Source organism: Mesorhizobium sp. B2-4-19, assembly GCF_006441315.1.
Classification (GTDB): domain Bacteria; phylum Pseudomonadota; class Alphaproteobacteria; order Rhizobiales; family Rhizobiaceae; genus Mesorhizobium.
Genome location: NZ_VFUV01000008.1, coordinates 35,815 through 54,935, shown reverse-complemented (window position 1 = coordinate 54,935; position 19,121 = coordinate 35,815). Strand labels below are relative to the sequence as shown.

Annotated in this window: 17 protein-coding genes; 9 read left to right on the top strand and 8 right to left on the bottom strand. The window is 63.5% G+C overall.

Going from position 1 to position 19,121, the window contains the following annotated elements:
* Positions 1 to 16: 16 nt before the first annotated feature.
* The 9 genes from FJ546_RS15600 (at position 17) to FJ546_RS15560 (ending at position 10,456) form a co-directional block, all read left to right on the top strand.
* Positions 17 to 1,405 (top strand): aldehyde dehydrogenase family protein, encoded by a 1,389-nt coding sequence (locus FJ546_RS15600; RefSeq protein WP_140890158.1) that lies wholly within the window; start codon positions 17 to 19, stop codon positions 1,403 to 1,405.
* Between the two features lie 18 nt (positions 1,406 to 1,423).
* Positions 1,424 to 2,596 carry an iron-containing alcohol dehydrogenase gene (locus FJ546_RS15595; RefSeq protein ID WP_140890157.1) on the top strand — a complete coding sequence of 391 codons (1,173 nt, stop codon included), beginning with the start codon at positions 1,424 to 1,426 and terminating at the stop codon, positions 2,594 to 2,596.
* Positions 2,597 to 2,838: 242 nt separating this feature from the next.
* Positions 2,839 to 3,945, top strand: a complete 1,107-nt coding sequence (locus FJ546_RS15590) for an ABC transporter substrate-binding protein (protein WP_140890156.1) — start codon at positions 2,839 to 2,841, stop codon at positions 3,943 to 3,945.
* Between the two features lie 188 nt (positions 3,946 to 4,133).
* Positions 4,134 to 4,928 (top strand): ABC transporter permease subunit, encoded by a 795-nt coding sequence (locus tag FJ546_RS15585; RefSeq protein ID WP_246686866.1) that lies wholly within the window; start codon positions 4,134 to 4,136, stop codon positions 4,926 to 4,928.
* Positions 4,925 to 5,716 (top strand): ABC transporter permease, encoded by a 792-nt coding sequence (locus FJ546_RS15580; RefSeq protein WP_027043159.1) that lies wholly within the window; start codon positions 4,925 to 4,927, stop codon positions 5,714 to 5,716. Before FJ546_RS15585 ends, FJ546_RS15580 begins: the two co-directional genes overlap by 4 nt.
* Positions 5,717 to 5,731: 15 nt before the next feature.
* Positions 5,732 to 6,796 carry an ABC transporter ATP-binding protein gene (locus FJ546_RS15575; RefSeq protein ID WP_140890154.1) on the top strand — a complete coding sequence of 355 codons (1,065 nt, stop codon included), beginning with the start codon at positions 5,732 to 5,734 and terminating at the stop codon, positions 6,794 to 6,796.
* 227 nt (positions 6,797 to 7,023) lie between these two features.
* A complete protein-coding gene (locus tag FJ546_RS15570; protein WP_140890153.1) occupies positions 7,024 to 8,577 on the top strand; it encodes a sodium:proton antiporter in 1,554 nt (517 codons plus the stop codon).
* Positions 8,578 to 8,694: 117 nt separating this feature from the next.
* The gene (locus tag FJ546_RS15565; protein ID WP_140890152.1) at positions 8,695 to 9,603 is read left to right on the top strand and encodes an endonuclease/exonuclease/phosphatase family protein; all 909 of its coding nucleotides are present in this window, start codon (positions 8,695 to 8,697) and stop codon (positions 9,601 to 9,603) included.
* Between the two features lie 7 nt (positions 9,604 to 9,610).
* On the top strand, positions 9,611 to 10,456 hold the full coding sequence (locus FJ546_RS15560) for an EamA family transporter (RefSeq protein WP_140890151.1): 846 nt from the start codon (positions 9,611 to 9,613) through the stop codon (positions 10,454 to 10,456).
* 7 nt (positions 10,457 to 10,463) lie between these two features.
* Here FJ546_RS15560 and FJ546_RS15555 read toward each other — a convergent pair whose 3' ends face one another.
* From FJ546_RS15555 to FJ546_RS15520, 8 genes are all read right to left on the bottom strand, one after another.
* Entirely contained in the window at positions 10,464 to 11,681 is a 1,218-nt protein-coding gene (locus tag FJ546_RS15555) for an MFS transporter (protein WP_181167952.1), read from the bottom strand.
* Positions 11,682 to 11,771: 90 nt separating this feature from the next.
* Positions 11,772 to 12,089, bottom strand: coding sequence for a Dabb family protein (locus tag FJ546_RS15550; protein WP_140890149.1), 318 nt, complete (start codon positions 12,087 to 12,089; stop codon positions 11,772 to 11,774).
* A gap of 13 nt (positions 12,090 to 12,102) precedes the next feature.
* Positions 12,103 to 13,731, bottom strand: coding sequence for a choline dehydrogenase (locus FJ546_RS15545; protein WP_140890148.1), 1,629 nt, complete (start codon positions 13,729 to 13,731; stop codon positions 12,103 to 12,105).
* A gap of 11 nt (positions 13,732 to 13,742) precedes the next feature.
* On the bottom strand, positions 13,743 to 14,504 hold the full coding sequence (locus tag FJ546_RS15540) for a 3-ketoacyl-ACP reductase (RefSeq protein WP_140890147.1): 762 nt from the start codon (positions 14,502 to 14,504) through the stop codon (positions 13,743 to 13,745).
* Positions 14,501 to 16,003, bottom strand: a complete 1,503-nt coding sequence (locus FJ546_RS15535) for a GMC family oxidoreductase (protein WP_140890146.1) — start codon at positions 16,001 to 16,003, stop codon at positions 14,501 to 14,503. Before FJ546_RS15535 ends, FJ546_RS15540 begins: the two co-directional genes overlap by 4 nt.
* Positions 16,004 to 16,008: 5 nt before the next feature.
* Entirely contained in the window at positions 16,009 to 17,124 is a 1,116-nt protein-coding gene (locus tag FJ546_RS15530) for an ABC transporter ATP-binding protein (RefSeq protein ID WP_140890145.1), read from the bottom strand.
* 20 nt (positions 17,125 to 17,144) lie between these two features.
* Positions 17,145 to 18,089, bottom strand: coding sequence for a carbohydrate ABC transporter permease (locus FJ546_RS15525; protein WP_140890144.1), 945 nt, complete (start codon positions 18,087 to 18,089; stop codon positions 17,145 to 17,147).
* Positions 18,086 to 19,036 carry a sugar ABC transporter permease gene (locus FJ546_RS15520; RefSeq protein WP_027047381.1) on the bottom strand — a complete coding sequence of 317 codons (951 nt, stop codon included), beginning with the start codon at positions 19,034 to 19,036 and terminating at the stop codon, positions 18,086 to 18,088. The genes FJ546_RS15525 and FJ546_RS15520 overlap by 4 nt, the downstream gene beginning before the upstream one ends.
* Between the last annotated feature and the right edge of the window lie 85 nt (positions 19,037 to 19,121).

Below are 19,121 nucleotides of genomic sequence, written 5' to 3'. Positions count from 1 at the left end.
CGCGAGGACTGAAGGAATGACCGAAACGGTCAAGTTGAAATCCCCCATCGATGGCTCGATCTACGCCGAGCGTCCCGTGGCAACGGACCAGGCGGTCAACGCCGCGGTCGAGCGCGCCAAGGCGGCGCAGGAGAAGTGGGCGCAGGTACCGATCGTCGAGCGCGGCAAGTACATTCTCGCGATGCTCGAAGCGCTGGTGGCGATGACCGACGAGATCGTGCCTGAGATCGCCTGGCAGATGGGGCGTCCGGTGCGCTATGGCGGTGAGTTCAGCGGTGTCAAGGAACGCACCAATTACATGGTCGAGATCGCCGAGCAGGCGCTGAAATCCGTGCCGGCCTCAAATCCGAAGGATGGGTTTCGCCGCTATGTGAAGAAGGATCCGCTCGGCGTCGTCATGGTGATCGCGCCGTGGAACTATCCTTACCTGACCGCCGTCAACACCATTGTGCCGGCTCTGATGGCCGGCAATGCCGTCATCCTCAAGCATGCCGCACAGACGCTGCTCGTCGGCGAGCGTTTTCAGCAAGCCTTCGACAAAGCCGGCCTGCCAAAGGGCGTTTTCCAGAATGTCGTGCTCAACCACGCGCAGACCGAAAAGCTGCTCGGCTCAGGCAAGATCGATCATGTGAACTTTACCGGTTCGGTCGGCGGCGGCCGCGCCATCGAAAAGGCGGCGGCCGGCACTTTCATGACGCTCGGCCTCGAGCTTGGCGGCAAGGACCCGGCCTATGTGCTGCCCGACGCCAAGATGGACCATGCGGTTGCCAATCTGGTCGACGGCGCCTTCTACAATTCCGGCCAGTGCTGCTGCGGCATCGAACGCGTCTACGTGCACGAGAAGGTCTATGACGAGTTCGTCGAGGGCTTCATCGCCGAGACGAAAAACTATGTCGTGGGCAATCCGCTGGAGCAGGCGACGACGATGGGGCCGATGGCGCAAGCGCGTTTCGCCGACCTGATCCGCGAGCAGAAGGCCGAAGCGCTGCGCAAGGGCGCCAAGGCGCACATCAACATGAAGGTGACTGACGACAAGGCCGGTTCGCCCTATCTGGCGCCGGAAGTGCTGACCGAAGTCGACCACCAGATGAGCGTCATGCGCGAGGAAAGCTTTGGCCCGATCGTCGGCATCATGAAGGTGCGCAACGACGAGGAGGCGATCGCGCTGATGAACGACAGCGCCTATGGGCTGACCGCCTCGATCTGGACGCGCGATACCGAGCATGCGGTGGCGATCGGCAACCGCGTCGAGACCGGCACCGTGTTCATGAACCGCTGCGACTACCTCGATCCGGCGCTGGTCTGGACTGGCGTCAAGGACACCGGCAAGGGCGCGGGACTGTCGGCCATCGGCTACGACAATCTGACCCGGCCGAAATCCTTCCACCTGCGCGAAGCCATCTGATTTTTCGAAAGACAAAAAATGTCCAAGCTGATCTCCAAATGGAACTACCCCACCACCGTCCGCTTCGGCGCCGGGCGCATCAAGGAACTCCCAGAGGTGCTTGCGGCCACCGGTATCAAGCGGCCGCTCTTCGTCACCGATCCGGGCCTGGCGAAACTGCCGGTCGTCGCTTCGACGCTGAAGATCCTCGACGATGCCAAAGTGCCTTACGGCGTGTTTTCCGAGGTGAAGCCGAACCCGGTCGATTCCAACCTCACCGCGGGCATCGCCGTGTTCAAGAAGGGCAAGCATGACGGCGTCATCGCCTTCGGCGGCGGCTCGGCGCTCGATCTCGGCAAGCTGGTCGCCTTCCAGGCCGGCCAAACGCGGCCGGTATGGGATTTCGAGGATGTCGGCGACTGGTGGACGCGCGCCAATTCGGATGCGATCGCGCCGATCATCGCCATCCCGACCACGGCCGGCACCGGCTCGGAAGTCGGCCGCGCCGGCGTCATCACCAATGAGGAGACGCACACCAAGAAGGTCATCTTCCATCCGAAGCTCTTGCCGGCGATCGTCATCGCCGATCCCGAACTGTCGGTCGGCATGCCCGCGTTCATCACCGCCGGCACCGGCATGGATGCGCTTGCCCACTGCCTCGAAGCCTATTGCGCCCCGGGTTACCATCCGATGGCCGACGGCATCGCGGTGGAGGGCATCCGGCTGGTGTTCGAGAACCTGCCGAAGGCCTATGCCAACGGCAAGGACCTGGTCGCGCGCGCCCATATGATGAGCGCGGCCGCCATGGGCGCCGCCGCTTTCCAGAAGGGGCTGGGTGCCATCCACTCGCTGTCGCACCCGATCGGCGCGCTCTACGACACCCATCACGGCATGACCAATGCGGTGTTCATGCCTTATGTGCTCGCCTTCAACCGTGACTCCATCGAGGAGCGTATCGCCCGGCTCGCCGCCTATTGCGGGATCAAGGGCGGCTTCGACGGCTTCGCCAAGGCGATCATCAAGCTGCGCAAGGAGTTGAAGGTGCCGCACGCGCTGCCGGGCCTGATCAAGGGGCTCGACATGGACAAGAAGCGCAAGGCGCTGATCGCCGACATGGCGGTGGTCGATCCGACAGCCGGCGGCAACCCGGTCAAGCTGACCAAGAAGGCGGCGCTGACGCTGCTGGAAAACGCTATCGCCGGCACGATCTGACGGTCTCGTCATCGCCAGAAATTGATCTGGAAAATCAGGGCAACCAAGGGGGAAAGGATGAAATGCAAGGCGGAAAGTGATTAGCCGGAAAAATAAGTGATGGCTAATTGCTACAGCCCGTTAAAAAGAGTTAACTTTTTCTGCTGCCGGCCAATGGTTTCATAAAGCCTTCATCTGGCTGTCACACGAAAACGATACCGCATCGCAGGCGTCCAACGGCGTCAGTTCAACGGAGAGAACATATGTTCAAATTCACGGGGAAAGTGCTTTCCCTTTCGGCCGCGACCCTGATGGTGTCGTCGGTGATTTCGTCCGCGGCTTCGCTGGACGATCTCGTCAAGGCCGCGAAGGCTGAAGGCCAGCTCACCACCATCGCGCTGCCGCACGATTGGTGCGGTTACGGCGACGTCATCGCCGGCTTCAAGGCGAAGTATCCGGGGATCACCATCAACGAACTCAACCCCGATGCCGGCTCCGGCGACGAGGTCGAGGCGATCAAGGCCAACAAGGACAACAAGGGCCCGCAGGCTCCCGACGTCATCGACGTCGGCCTGTCCTTCGGCCCGACCGCCAAGAAGGACGGCCTTCTGATGCCTTACAAGGTGTCGACCTGGGCCTCGATCCCGGACAGCGCCAAGGATGCCGACGGCGCCTGGTACGGCGACTATTACGGCGTTCTGTCGTTCATGGTGAACAAGGACCTGATCAAGGAGTCGCCGAAGGACTGGGCCGATCTCCTGAAGCCGGAATTCGCCAACGCTGTCGCCGTTGCCGGTGATCCGCGCGCTTCCAACCAGGCCATCCAGGCGGTGTACGCCTCTGGCCTGTCGACCGGCGCCGCTGCCGGTGAAGCCGCCGGCAAGGCTGGCCTCGACTTCTTCAAGAAGCTCAACGCCGCCGGCAACTTCGTCCCGGTCGTCGGCAAGCCGGCAACGCTCGCCCAGGGCCAGACGCCGATCCTGATCAACTGGGACTACAACGCGCTCGCTGGCCGCGACACGCTGAAGGGCAACCCGCCCGTCGACGTCATCGTGCCGAAGACGGGCGTCGTCGCCGGTGTCTACGTGCAGGCGATCAGCGCCTTCGCGCCGCACCCGAACGCAGCCAAGCTGTGGATGGAATACCTCTATTCCGACGAAGGCCAGATCGGCTGGCTGAAGGGCTATTGCCACCCGATCCGCTTCAACGATCTCGCCAAGAACGGCAAGATCCCGGCGGATGTGCTGGCCAAGCTGCCGCCGGCGGAGTCCTATGCCGCCGCCGCGTTCCCGACGCTCGACGAGCAGGGCAAGGCCAAGGAAGCCATCAGCAAGAACTGGGACGCCGTTGTCGGCGCCAACGTCAAGTAGCACTTGAAATCCACCCGGGCGGTCGCAAGGCCGCCCGGCCTTTCCTCGAAGACGGTAGCCGGCGCATGACCGATCTTACGCTTTCAAATCGAACAATTGCCTCCAAGCCCGCGCCGCCCAACGAGGCGACCGCATTTCGCCTGCCGACGCAATGGATCGGCGTGGCGCCCTTCTTCATCTTCGCGCTGATGTTCCTAATCCTGCCCACGATCTATCTCGTGATCGGGGCTTTCCAGAACAGTGATGGTCGGCTTACCTTCGACAATATCCTGCAATTGGTCAGCGATCCGTCGATCAGCAGTTCCTACTGGGTTTCGATCAAGATCAGTTTCTGGTCGGCCATCATAGGCGCGTTTGCCGGGCTGGCAATAGCTATCGCCATCGTGCGCGGCGGACTGCCAAGCTGGACGCGCTCCGCGACCCTGACTTTCTCCGGAGTCGCCTCGAATTTCGCCGGCTTGCCTCTGGCCTTCGCCTTCCTGGCCACGCTGGGCCGCGTCGGCATCGTCACGACGCTTCTGCGTGATGTCCTCAACGTCAACATCTACGCGATGGGCTTCAATTTCCTCACCACATCGGGTCTGATCGCGGTCTATCTGTTCTTCCAGATCCCGCTGATGGTGGTCATCATCGTGCCGGCCATTGACGGTTTGAAGAAGGAATGGGGCGAGGCCGCCGCCACGCTCGGCGCCACGCAGGCGCAGTATTGGCGCATGGTGGTTATCCCGGTGATATGGCCGAGCTTCCTTGGCACCGTCATTCTTCTCTTCGCCAATGCCTTTGGCGCCATTGCCACGGCCTACGCGTTTGCCGGCCCGGCGCTCAACATCGTCCCCATCAAGCTCTACTCGCAGATCAATGGCGACGTGTTGCACAATCCGCAGCTCGGCTACGCCATCGCCTTCGGCATGATCGTCATCACGGGCCTGGCCAATGTCTTCTACATCTGGTTCCGGACTCGCTCCGAAAGGTGGCTGAAATGAAGTCGGGAAAATTCTGGGCCTGGGTAGTCTTCATCGTCGGCGCGGCGTATTTCTTCATTCCGCTGATGGCGACGGTCGAATTCTCGCTGCGCATGCGCCGCGGCGTCCATTCCTTCGACGCCTATCAGATCGTGCTGGGCGACGCGCGCTTCCAGTCGACCTTCCTGTATTCGGTGGTCGCCGCGATCTTCACCATCATCCTTGGTGTGCTGATCGTCGTGCCGGCGGCCTACTGGATCCGGCTGCGTCTGCCGCAGCTCAGGCCAATCGTCGAGTTCATCACGCTCTTGCCGCTGGTCATTCCCGCCATCGTCATCGTCTTCGGCTATATCAGGATGTACGGTTCGAATTCGCCGCTGCCGTTCCTTGGCAGCAACATGGGCGCCAATGCCTTGCTGGTCATCGGCTATGCAACGCTGGCGCTGCCCTATATGTATCGTGCCGTCGATACCGGGCTGCGCACCATAGACGTGCGGACCTTGACGGAAGCAGCGCAGATCCTGGGCGCCGGCTGGGGTACGATCATCGGCCGCGTCATCCTGCCCAATGTGCTGATCGCCGTGCTGTCGGGCGCCTTCCTGACCTTCGCCATCGTCATCGGCGAGTTCACCATGGCCAGCCTGCTCAACCGCCCGGCCTTTGGGCCGTACCTGCAGAACATCGGTGCGAACCGCGCCTATGAACCGGCAGCCCTTGCCATCATCGCCTTCGCCATTACCTGGGGCTGTATGTCGCTCATCCAGATCCTGTCCCGGTTCGCGCCGAAGTCGTCGAACCGCCCGAATTGACCTGAGAGAAAAGCCATGGCCGAGCCATTCCTGTCCATCCAGCACGTGCGAAAGTCCTACGGTTCCAACACCGTGGTCCAGGACTTCAGCCTCGATGTCGAGCCGGGCGAGTTCGTCTCGTTCCTCGGACCGTCCGGTTGCGGCAAGACCACCGTCCTGCGTATGGTCGCCGGCTTCGAGGAGCCGAGCGCCGGCAAGATCGTCGTCGCCGGCAAGGACATTACCCGGCTGAAGCCCAACCAGCGCAATGTCGGCATGGTCTTCCAGGCCTACGCGCTGTTTCCCAACCTGACCGTGGCGCAGAACATCGCCTTCGGGCTGAAGGTTGCCGGCATGAACAAGGCCGATGCCGACAAGCGCGTCGCCGAGATGCTCGACATGATCAAGCTGCCGCAGATGGCCGACCGTTATCCCTACCAGCTCTCGGGCGGCCAGCAGCAGCGCATCGCGCTGGCGCGCGCGATCGCGCCGAAGCCGAAGCTGCTTTTGCTCGACGAGCCACTGTCGGCGCTCGACGCCAAGGTGCGCGTGTCGCTGCGCGAGGAAATCCGCTCGATCCAGAAGAAGCTCGGCATCACCACCATCTTCGTCACGCATGACCAGGAAGAGGCGCTGTCGATCTCCGACCGCATCGCCGTCATGTATGGCGGCAAGGCCGAGCAGGTCGGCACGCCGTTCGAGATCTACAACCGGCCGGCGACCAAATTCGTCGCCAATTTCGTCGGCACGCTCAATGTGCTCGAAGGCAAGGTCACCGATGCCGCGGCCGGCACGGTTCAGGTCAACACGCAGGAAGTCTCGCTCAAGGGCAAGCTCAACGGCTCGAAGTCCGGCGACACGCTGTCGCTGGCGCTGCGGCCCGAGGCGATTTCGCTCGGCCGCCAGCCCGGCCGCGATTCCAGCCTGTCCGGCGAGATATCCGAAGTGCACTTCCTCGGCTCGGTGATCCGGGTTCGTGTCGGCATCGGCGGCAACACGGTGTCGCTCGATACGTTCAACAGCCCGGCGACGCCGCCGCCGGCCGTCGGCGAGAAGGCCGAGATTTCGTTCTCGTCGGGCGACATGCTGGTCTTGCACTAGCGAAGCGAACGTCATTCCGCGGCGGTCTCAATGCGCCGAACAACGCATCTTGATCGTCGATGCTCGCAACCCTCGATACCGTGGATTCGATGTCTGCGATGACCAACCGTCGGCGCCGCCCCTCAGTTGGTCACTTTTAAATCCCACGGCCGGCCAAGGCTTCGACAATCAACAGTATCCTGCCGAGGGGTACTGCCAACAGTCGCTCTTCGCCGCTACGATGAGCCATGGCCCTTTTTGAACTCACCCTTGTCCTGCTTTTGACGGCTGTCGCGCTGACGGCGCTGTCGCGGCGGCTGGAAGTCCCCTATCCGTCCCTGCTGGCCCTGGCCGGGGTCGGCATCGCCTTCGTGCCTGGCGCACCGATGATCGAGATCGATCCGGAACTGGCGCTTGCGCTGTTCATCGCGCCGGTGCTTCTCGATGCTGCCTATGACACGTCGCTGCGCGACCTGAAGCGCTACCGGCTGTCGTTGCTGCTGCTGGCGCTTGGCGCCGTCGTCTTCACCACTGTCGTGGTTGCCTTCGTCGGCTGGAAGATGGCCGGCCTGCCGATCGCCGCGGCGATCGCGCTCGGCGCCATCGTCGCGCCGCCGGATGCGGTGGCGGCGAGTGCCGTTCTCGGGCAATTCAAGGTGCCGCACCGCATCACCGCCATCCTGCAGGGCGAAAGCCTGCTCAATGATGCCACCGCGCTCTTGATCTACCGGCTGGCGGTTTCGGCAGCACTCGGCTCGATCATGCTGAGCAACGCCATTCCGGTGATCCTGCTGTCAACGATCGGCAGCCTGATTGCCGGTTATCTGCTTGGCCGCCTCTCGCTCTTGACGCTGACCCGCATCGAGGATGCGGCGAGCAGTACCGTGGTGCAGTTCGCCGGGACATTCGGCGTATGGATATTGGCCGACAAGCTCGGTCTTTCCGCCATCATCACCATCGTCGTCTACGCCATCACGATTGCGCGCAGTGCACCGCGCCGCATGTCGGCGAGACGCCGTGTCAGCACCTATTCGGTCTGGGAGTCGGCGGTGTTCGTTCTCAACGTGCTGGCTTTCGTGCTGATGGGCCTGCAGGCACGGTCGATCGTCGGCCGGCTTTCCGGCGGAGGGCAGGGCGAGGCCTTTCTGTTTGCCGCAACGGTGCTGGTTGTCGTCATCGCGGCGCGCCTCGTCTGGGTGGCGAGTTATGTGGCGATCATCCGATGGCTTGCCCGTCTCGGCGGCGAAGACAGAAAGCGGGATTTGCCGACATTTGGCGGCGCCGTGCTGGTCGGCTGGTGCGGTATGCGCGGGCTGGTGACGCTGGTGGTGGCCATTGCCCTGCCTGCCGGCTTTCCCGGCCGCGATCCGATCGTGCTTGCCGCCTTCGCGGTGGTTCTGGGTACGCTGGTGCTGCAGGGGATGACGCTGAAGCCTCTGCTGCGGATACTCAACTTCGATCCCGACAGAACCGTCGACAATGAGGTTGCGCAGGCGCGCGTTGCCGTCATGCAGGCCGCACTTGACGTGTTGAGCCGCAAGACATCGGCCGCCGCGGCTGTCGTGCGCGAGCAGTACGAGGCTCAGCGCGTGATCGCGGAAAACCCGCAGGACGCACAGGCGGCAACCGAATACGACCGGCTGCGCCTCTACGCCATCAACCGCCAGCGCGACACGCTGGAGGAATTGCGCAGCAACGGCACGATCGGCGACGAGGCCTATCACCGACTGGAAGAAGAGATAGACTGGGCGGAACTGGCGGCGTCGCCAGCGGGACGATTCCAGCCGTTGACGACAGATTAGAAGATCGCGCGGCGGGGCAGGGGGACGGCTCTGGCACAAGCCGCTTGCATTCTCCTGCACATTGCAAGCAATCCACTGAGTCGCTAATGCCATCACCGACGGTGAGCCGGATAAGCAATGAAGCTGGTCAGCTACAACATCCAGTACGGGTTCGGCAGCGACGGCCGCTATGACCTTTCGCGCGCGGCGCGCATCGTCGACGGCGCCGACATCATTGCCCTGCAGGAGGTCGAGCGGCACTGGCAGCGCAGCCATTTCGACGACCAGCCGGAGCTGCTGTCGCGCCTGCTGCCGGACTATCACTGGGTCTACGGCCCGGCCTTCGACATGGACGCCAGCGCGCGGCGGGACGGCCGCCTGGTCAATCGGCGCCGGCAGTTCGGCACCATGGTTCTGTCGAAACTGCCGATCGTCTGGTCGCGCCTGCATGCGCTGCCGATGCGCCGGACGCTCAGGCCGCTCAACACGCGCAACGCGGCGCTCGAATGCATGATCGGTACGCCGGCCGGCGCGGTGCGGGTGCTGTCCTTGCATCTCGCCCATATCGCGGCGGAAGAGCGGCTGGAGCAGATCGACTATCTGCTGGCCGAACACCGCCGTGCGCCGTCCGAAGGCGGGCCGTGGAGCGGCATCGATGACGAGCCTTCGCGCAACTGGACCAGCGGCGAAGCCGAGCCGGAAAATCCGCAGGCGGCGATCTGGATGGGCGATTTCAACATGGAGCCGGGCAGCGCCGAATACCGCCGCATCGTCGGCAGCACGCCCTATCATCGGGGTGCTGCCTATCTCGACGGCTTCGTCGACGCCGCCGTTGTGGCGATCGAACCAGCTGACGACTTCCACACGCATGAGAAGATCATCGACGGCAGGCTGGCAAAGCGCCGGCTCGACCACTGTTTCGTCGGCGGCATGTTTGCCGGGCGGGTGCGCTCGATCGCATCCGATATGGGCGAGGTGGCGTCCGATCACTTCCCGGTCCGGGTCGACATCGATCTCGAAACGCCGCTCGGCTTGGGAGGTCGATAGACCCGAAATGACGCTTTTCGTCTTCTTCGCGGTGCTTGCCGCCGCCGCCATGCACGCGATCTGGAACGCGCTGGTCAAGGTGCATCTCGACCGCTTCCTGTCGATCACGCTGATGACGTTGGGCATGGGCTTTGCCGCGCTGTTCGTGCTGCCTTTCGTCGAATTCCCGAAGGCCGCGGTCTGGCCGTTCATTCTCGCTTCGGTGGTCTTCCACATGGGCTACCGAACCTTCCTGATCGGCGCCTACAAGGCCGGCGATTTCGCCCAGACCTATCCGCTGGCGCGCGGCACGGCACCGCTGCTGGCGGCACTTGGTGGCATCGTGGTGGTGCAGGAGGTGCCGGCGCCGTTTGCCGTTCTCGGCATCCTGCTTCTGTCGGCCGGCACGCTGGTGATGTCGTTTCGCGGCGGCGCGCATCTGGAGAGGCTCAACCTGCGCGCCGTCGGCTTTGCGCTCGGCACGTCGATCTTCATTGCCAGCTACACATTGTCGGACGGCAGCGGCGCACGGCTGGCGGCGACGGCGCAAAGCTACGCGGCCTGGCTGTTCGTCTGCGACGCGACATGGGCGCTGGTGCTGTGCCTCATCTTCCGCGGGCCGCAGTCACTGCCCGTGCTGGCGCGCGACTGGAAGGCCGGGCTATTTACCGGCGTGCTCAGCGGCGCGGCCTACTGGATCGTGATGTGGGCGATGACCAAGGCGCCGATCGCCTCGGTGGCATCGCTGCGCGAAACCTCGATCCTGTTCGCCATGCTGATCTCGGTCTACGCGCTCGGCGAGAAGATGACGGGCTGGCGCGGCGCCGCCGCGCTCAGCATCGTTGCCGGGGTTATAGCGCTCCGGATGGGTTAGGCCGCACTCAACCTAGGACTGTCATCACCTGGCCGCGCCGCTCTGGGCTGAAGCGGATGACGACGATGATGCAGACGGCGACCACGCCGGCGAAAAGCGCCAGCGCGTAGCCGTAACTGCCTCCGGCCGCCTCCGCTATGCCCGCCTGATACGGACCGCCATAGGATGCGGCAAGGTTGCCGGCCTGATAGATGAAGCCGGGCAAGGTCGCGCGGACCGCCCCCGGCGACAGTTCGTTGAGATGCACCGGGATGACGCCCCAGGCGCCCTGGACGGCGACCTGCATGACGAAAGCGCCGATGGCCAACATGAAGGGCGTGGTGCTGTAGGCCCATAGCGGGATCGACGGCAGGGCGATCAGGCAGGCAAGCGTGATGGCGTTGACGCGGCCGATCTTCTCCGACAGCGCGCCGAAGGCCAGGCCGCCGACGATGGCGCCGATATTGGCGACGATGGTGATCCAGCTCACCGTGTGCGGATCGAAGCCATGCTGCTTCTTCAGGAAGGTCGGGTAGAGGTCCTGCGTGCCATGGCTGAAGAAATTGAAGAACATCATCAGCACGACGGCATAGAGCGCGACGCCCCAGTGCTTCTGCAGCGTTTCCAGGAGCCCCGGCTTGACCGATTTCCGCGCCTCGGCGAAGGCCGGCGATTCCGGCACGTGCGAGCGGATGAAGAGCACGATCAGCGCCGGCAAGAAGGAGAGCAGGAACATGGCGCGCCAGCCGATCGTGTAGCCGCCGATCGTCTGCTGGTAGAGCAGGCCGTAAACCACCGCCGCCAGGAGGTAGCCGGCTGGATAGCCGCATTGCAGGATGCCCGATACGAAGCCGCGCGCGCTGGGCGGGATGGATTCCATGGCGAGCGAACTGCCAAGCCCCCATTCGCCGCCCATGGCGATGCCGAACAAAGCGCGCAGGGCGAGGAAAATGCCGAGATTGGGCGAGAAGGCGGCGAGCGCGCCGATCACCGAATAGCTGACGATGTTGAGCATGAGGATGGGCTTGCGCCCATATTTGTCGGCGAGCATGCCAAAGAAAAACGCGCCGATGAAGCGCGTCGCCAAGGTCAGGAACAGTGCCTTTGAGACTGCCGGGACATCGGTGTGGAATTCACTCGCAATATCGGTGAGCAGGAATGTCAGAAGGAAGAAATCAAAAGCATCGAGCGTCCAGCCCAGGAATGAGGCCAGAACGGTTTTCTTCTGCTCGGCAGTGAGATTCAAGGCGTCCTCCTTTGGTACCCCCAAAGGAACGATATGTCGCCCCGCTCGCAAAAGAGAACAGCGATCAGCCGGCTTTCGAAGAACCGGCGGTCACTTTTTCGTAAGGTCGAGGTCGAAGACCATCAATCCGTCCGTGCCGCCTTCGAGTGCGGCGACCAGCCGGGTGCCGGCGCGCTGATGGGCCTCATGGACGAGATAGGCGTCACGGGCGGCGGCATCGCGGAAATCGATGGTGAAGCCATGGCCAAAGCCGCGGGCAAAGGGCTCGGGGCTGACATTGGCACTGAAGTGGACCGTGTCCATGCCGTCGATAACCTCTCGAAGCGCCTCGAGGTCGGCATGGATCGCCGTGCGCTCGCTTTCGGGGACATCGCCGCAAAACCGGGCGAAGACACAGTGCCTGATCATTTCTTCATCCCCTTCAAGCAGCCCGGTTTCCTGAAAATACAGCCGGCGGCAGCGGTTCGCGGCCGAGGATCAGGTCGGCACCCTTTTCGCCAACCATGATGGTCGGTGCATTGGTGTTGGAGGAGGGCACGCGCGGCATCACCGAGGCGTCGCAGACGCGCAAGCCTTCGATGCCGCGCAGCCGCAAATCCGGCGTCACGACAGCCATCTCGTCATGGCCCATGCGGCAGGTGCCGACAGGATGGTGATCGGTCTTTGCGCTGCGGCAGGCGTAGTCGAACAGTTCGTCGTCGGTCGCCAGCGACGGGCCGGGCAGCACTTCGCGCAGCACGTAAGGCTGAAGCGCCTTCTGCCGCATGATCTCGCGCGCCAGCCGCAGCCCCTTGATCGACATGGCGCGATCATAGGGATCGGACCAGTAGTTGGGATCGATCAGCGGATGGTCGGCCGGGTCAGCGCTCTTCAGCCGCACAGTGCCGCGCGAGCGCGGCCGCAGGAAGGCCGAGTTCAAGGTGACGCCCGGATTGTTCAGCTTCTCGACGCCGGCCTCGATGCCGGAGCCCAGGCCGAGATGGAACTGGATGTCGGGCGAGGCGGCGGTCGGGTCGGCGTACCAGAAGCCGCCGGTCTCGAACAGGCTGGAGGCCACCGGCCCCTTCTTCAAAAGCAGATATTGCAGGCCCGCCCAGGCCGTGCGGTGCAACTTGGCGTAATTGTCGTAGGTGTGGTCGCCAGTGCATTCGGCGATGACGAACAGATCGAGATGGTCCTGCATGTTGGAGCCGACGCCGGGCAGGTCATGCACGGGCGTCACGCCGACCGATTTCAGGTGGTCGGCCGGGCCGATGCCCGACTGCATCAAAAGCTTCGGCGAGCCGATGGCGCCGGACGAGACGATTACCTCGCGCTCGGCGCGCAGGATCTTCTTCCCGCCGCTTGGTCGGTCGACGACTTCAACGCCGACAGCGCGGCCGTTCTCGACGACGATGCGTGTCACCAGCACATCGGTTCGGACGGCGAGGTTCTTGCGGGCGCGGATCGGCTTGAGATAGGCGACCGAGGCCGAGGAGCGCCGGGCATCCTTCTGGGTGAGCTGGTAATAGCCGACGCCTTCTTGGGCAGCGCCGTTGAAGTCGGGGTTGAAGGGAATGCCCATCTCCTGGCCGGCGCGGAAATAGGCTTCGCAGATCGGCAGCGGCGAGATCGGGTTCGACACGCCGAGCGGCCCCTGGTCGCCGTGAAAATCGTTGGCGAAACGCTGGTTGTTCTCGGCGCGCTTGAAGTAGGGCAGCACGTCGCGATAGCCCCAGCCGGCGAGACCCTCTTCCTTCTCCCAGGCGTCGTAGTCGCGGGCATTGCCACGCGTGTAGATCTGGGCGTTGATGGACGAACCGCCGCCGACCACCTTGGCCTGTGTGTACCAGAAGACGCGGTCCTTCATGTTTTTCTGCGGCACGGTGGACCAGCCCCAGGATGCGATGCCCTTGGTCATCTTGGCGAAGCCCGCCGGCATGTGGATATAGGGATGCCAGTCCTTGCCGCCGGCTTCCAGCAGCAGCACGGAATTCAAGGGATCCTCGCTCAGCCGGTTGGCCAGAACACAGCCGGCCGGACCGGCGCCCACGATGATGTAGTCGGTCATGTCGTTTCCACCTATAGCCGCGGCACGGAGAGCGCGCCGTCGACATTGATGATTGAGCCGGTCGAAAAGCCGAGCCTGCCGGCGGCAAGCGTCGCCACCACCGCGCCGATGTCCGACGCTTCGCCCCAGCGTTTGGCCGGCACCAGCCCGCTGTCGATCAAGGCATCGTATTTGGCGGTCACGCCCGCCGTCATGTCGGTGCGGATGATGCCGGGCCGGATTTCGAACACGCCGATGTTCTCTGCCGCGAGCCGCAGCGCCAGGTTCTTCACCCACATTGAAAGGCCAGCCTTCGACATGCAGTATTCGGAGCGCTCCGGAGAGGCCATTTCGGCGCTGACCGAGGTGACGGTGATGATCGATCTTGCGTGGCCGCCGGGTATGGCCAGCATTGCCTTGGCGACGGCCTGGCTGAGGAAGACCGTGCCGCGCAGGTTGATATCAAGCGTGCGGTCGAAATTTTCGGGCTTCAGCTCCAGCAGGTCGCCACGTACCACGGCGCCGACGCCGGCATTGTTGACGAGACAGTCGATGCGGCCGAAGGCGTTCATGGCGGCATCGACCAACACGGCGTGGCCGTCGAGATTGGCGACGTCACAACTGACATAGGCGAGTTTTGCGCCGCGCGCCGAGATGTCTGCGTCGAGCCCGTCAGGCGCCTGTTCGGCGAGGTCGGCAACCAGAATGTCAAAGCCGGCATCGGCCAGCGCTTCCGCGCAAGCCAGCCCGATCCCGCGCGCGCCGCCGGTGACGATGGCTGCGGGGCGGGTCATGCGGCAAGCTCCACCTTGCGAATGTGGTCCGCCACCCGCAACGCCTGAGCGGCGATCGACAGCGCCGGGTTGACCGCAGCCGAGTTCGGCAAAAAACTGGCATCGACGACGAACAGGTTCCGGTGGTCGTAGGCGCGGCAGAACGGGTCGAGCGGCGATGTCGCCGGATCGTCGCCCATCCTGACCGTGCCGCACTGGTGCGACGGCGTGCGCTTGTCGAAGGGGCGCGACAGCACGATGGGGTAGCCGCAGGCGCGGAAGTTTTCGCGCATCACTTTGGTCAGCCCGTCGAGCGACTGCATGTTGGAGCGCCGCCACTGCATGACGATATCCTTGCCGTCGACCATGATGCGGCTTTCGGGATCGGGCAGGTCCTCGCACATCAAATACCAGTCGACGGCATGGCCGGCCATGAAGTCGAGCACGAATTTCGGCACCGTCCTCACATTGGCCTTCAGCATGTTGCCGTCGATCTTGCCAAGCAGCTGGACGTTGCCGAGCGGCTTGCCGCCCTTGCCGTCCGACAGATAGTAGTCGTTCAGCATCAGCGTCTTCTGGTAGACGGCATCGTTCCTGCGACGCGGGTCGATGGCCAGCATGGCGCTGGAATTGTGGTTCATGAAGTTGCGGCCGACCTGGTCGGAGCGGTTGGCGAGGCCCTTGCCGTCGGATGAGGGCGAGCGCAGCAGGATGACGGCGGAATTGACCGCGCCGGCGGACAGGATGACCAGTTTCGGCGACACTTTCTTCAGTTCGCCGTTCCGCCGGTAATGGATGGCGGCGATGCTTTTGCCGTCGGGCGGCGCCTCGAGATACTCGACGTGACAGCCGGTCTCGATCCGGATGTTGCTATCCCCAAGCGCCGCCGCCAGTGGCGCTGTCTGGGCGTCCATCTTTCCCAGGCCGGTGTTGGGGAAAGCGTCCCAGCCGGTTCTGCCTTCCTTCAGCCAGGTATCGATGTCGACGCCGAGTGGCAGTGAGGCCGGATGCAGGCCGAGGCCCTTCAGTTCAGCACGGGCGCGCGCGATCGGTGCTTCGTCGGGCACCGGCTTGAAGGCGTAGGGGATCGAGTGGAACGGTTCGGTCGGGTCCTCACCCAGCGCGCCGCGCACGCGAAACAGCTGCTCCGCCCTGGAATACCAGGGTTCGAACTCATCATAGGAAAACGGCCAGGCGGGCGAGACGCCGCCGAAATGCTCCATGGCCGCAAAATCTTCCTTGCGGTAGCGGATCAGCACCGCGCCGTAGAATTTCGAATTGCCGCCGACATAGTAGTAATTGCCGGGGTTGAAGGCGGCACCGCCGGCCTCTCGCCACATCTCCTTCGGGCGGTAGTGGCCGTCGACGAAGATCGAGCGGGTGTCGCGGGCATGCGAGGTTGCCGGCAAGGGCTCGCCGCGCTCCAGCATCAGGATCGAGGCGCCGCTGCCGGCCAGGCCGGAGGCGATCGTGGCGCCGCCAATGCCGGAGCCGATGATGACGATGTCCGGATTTGCCATGGCCGTCAGCGGATGCGGTTCTCGGTCGCCGGATCGAAGAACACCGCCTTGGTCAGGTTGAAGGCGAGCGGCGTGCTGGTGCCAGGCTGGATGTTGGCGTCGGCGCGCAGCCGCGCCACCACGCCCTTGCCGCCGAGATTGGTGACGGCGAACGTGTCGGAACCGGCCGGCTCGACGACCTCGATATGCAGGTCGGCGGTGGCGATGTTCGAGGCGTTGCGCTCGGCGCCCTCCGGATCGGTCAGCGCTTCCGGCCGCACGCCGAAGATGATCGGCTTGCCCTGGAATGCCGAGAGACCTGCCGGCGCATTGGCCATCGGCAGCGTGATCGGCTCGCGCTCCTCACGCCGCAGCACGACGGAGAGCGCATTGCCCGATGTGGCGATGGTCGCCGGGATCAGGTTCATGGCCGGCGAGCCCATGAAGTCGGCGACGAAGAGATTGCTGGGGTTGTTGTAGATCTCGGCCGGGGTGCCGAACTGCTGCACCTCGCCGTCGCGCATGACGGCGATCTTTGTCGCCAGCGTCATCGCCTCGATCTGGTCGTGGGTGACGTAGACGATGGTGGTGCCTGTCGTGGCGTGCAGACGCTTGATCTCGATGCGCATGTCGACGCGCAGCTTGGCGTCGAGGTTGGACAAAGGCTCGTCGAACAGGAAGAGTTTGGGGTCGCGCACCAGCGCCCGGCCCATGGCGACGCGCTGGCGCTGGCCGCCCGAAAGCTGGCTCGGCTTGCGCTGCAGGAGATGGCCGATCTGCAGGACCTTGGCCACCTTGTCGATCGCCTTCTGGCGCTCGTCGGCCGGCACGCCGCGCATTTCCATGCCGAAGGAGATGTTCCCGGCCACCGTCATGTTCGGGTACAGCGCGTAGCTCTGGAAGACCATGGCGATGTCGCGCTTCGAAGGATGCAGATCGTTGATGGCGCGGCCGTCGACGCGGATCTCGCCCTCGGTGATCTGCTCCAGGCCGGCGATCGTGTTGAGCAGGGTGGACTTGCCGCAGCCAGACGGACCGACCAGCACCAGGAAGCCGCCCTTTTCGAGCTCTACATCGATGCCCTTCAGGATCTCAACATTCCCGAAGCGCTTCTTCAGCCCGTCAATTTCCAGAAAAGCCATGGTCGTTCCTTGTGAATTGGTCAGCCTTTGACCGCGCCCGCCATCAGCCCGCGCACGAAATAGCGGCCGGCGACGACATAGACGATCAGGGTGGGCAGAGCGGCGATCATCGCGGCCGCCATGTTGACGTTGTATTCGACGACACCGGTCGAGGTGTTGACGACATTGTTCAGCGCCACGGTCATCGGCATGGCGTCGCCGGTGCCGGCATAGGCCGAGGCGAACAGGAAGTCGTTCCAGATGTTGGTGAACTGGTAGATGACGGTGACGACGAAGATCGGCATCGAGTTCGGCAGCATGATGCGGCGGAAGATCTGGAAGAAGGAGGCGCCGTCGACCTGTGCAGCCTTGATCAATTCGGTCGGGAAGGCCTCGTAATAGTTGCGGAAGAACAGCGTGGTGAAGCCGATGCCGTAGACGACGTGGACGAAGACGAGGTTGACCGTCGAATTGCCGAGGCCGAAGCTGGTTCCGACGGAGTTCTGCAAGGTCACGCCGAAGCGGCCGACGCTGCCAAGGATCGTCGCCATCGGCAGCAGCACCGACTGGAACGGAATGAAGCAGGCGAACAGCATCAGCCCGAACACCAGCGTCGCGCCGCGAAAACGCCATTTGGTCAGCACGTAGCCGTTGAGGGCGCCGAGCATGGTCGAGATCAGCACGGCCGGAACCACCATCTTGATGGAGTTCCAGAAATAGCCCTTGATGCCGGCGCAGGTGAGGCCGACGCAGGTCTCGCCCCAGGCCTTCAGCCACGGGTCGAAGGTCGGCGCCTTGGGCAGCGCCAGCATGTTGCCGTTCTGGATCTCGTCCATGGTCTTGAACGAGGTGACCAGCATGACGAAGAGCGGCATCAGGTAGAACAGCGCGAACAGCGCCAGAAGCCCGTAGATGACGATGCGGTTGACGAGCTTGGCGTTGATGCCGCCGGAGGCCTGGCGGGCAGGGGTGGCGACAGCGCTCATCGCGGCTTCTCCCTGAGTTCCGAATAGAGATAGGGCACGATGATGGCGACGATGGTCATCAGCATGATCACCGCACTGGCCGATCCGACAGCCATCTCGTTGCGCTTGAAGGTGTATTCGTACATGAAATTCGAAGGCAGCCAGGCCGAGCCGCCAGGACCGCCGGAGGTCAGCGCCACGACAAGGTCGTATGACTTGATGGCGAGGTGGGCGAGCACGATGAAGGCCGACAGGAAGATTGGCCGCAGCAGCGGGATGACGATGCGGCGGTAGAGCTGGAAGGTTGTGGCGCCGTCGATCTGCGCTGCCTTCATGATCTCGCCGTCAATGCCGCGCAGGCCGGCCAGGAACATCGCCATGATGAACCCGGAGGCCTGCCAGACGCCGGCGATGACCACGGTGTAGATGACGAAATCCTTGTTCTTGATCCAGTCGAAATGGAAGCTCGTCCAGCCCCATTGATGCAGCGTCTGTTCGAGGCCGAGACCGGGATCAAGGAACCATTTCCAGGCGACGCCGGTAACGATGAAGGACAGCGCCATCGGATAGAGGTAGATCGGCCGCAACACGCCTTCGCCGCGGATCTTCTGGTCGAGCAGGATGGCCAGGAACAGGCCAAGCGCCAGGCAGATCAGGATGTAGAGAAAGCCGAAAATGCCCATATTGGTTATCGACGTGTACCAGCTCGATGGCGGGTCGGTGTCGAAGGTCCAGCCCCACAGCCGCTGATAGGCGCGCGAACCTGTGATGACGTAGGACGGGAAGGTCTTGGAATTGGTGAAGGACAGATAGATCGTCCACAGGATGAAGCCGTAGACGAAGACGATGGTAATGGCGAAGCTCGGCGCCAGAACGATCTTCGGCAAGGCGTCCTGCAGGCGCGAGCGCACAGAGGTGCGTGACCGCTCCGGCGTCAGCTTGATCTGGCTTGTTGCTACTGTGCTCATGAGCTCCTCCCGTTTCGGGTCGTCCGTGCTCCGCCGTCAGGCGGCAAGGCGGCCCCGTGTATACGGGTCTTGGGTCGGCATGGTG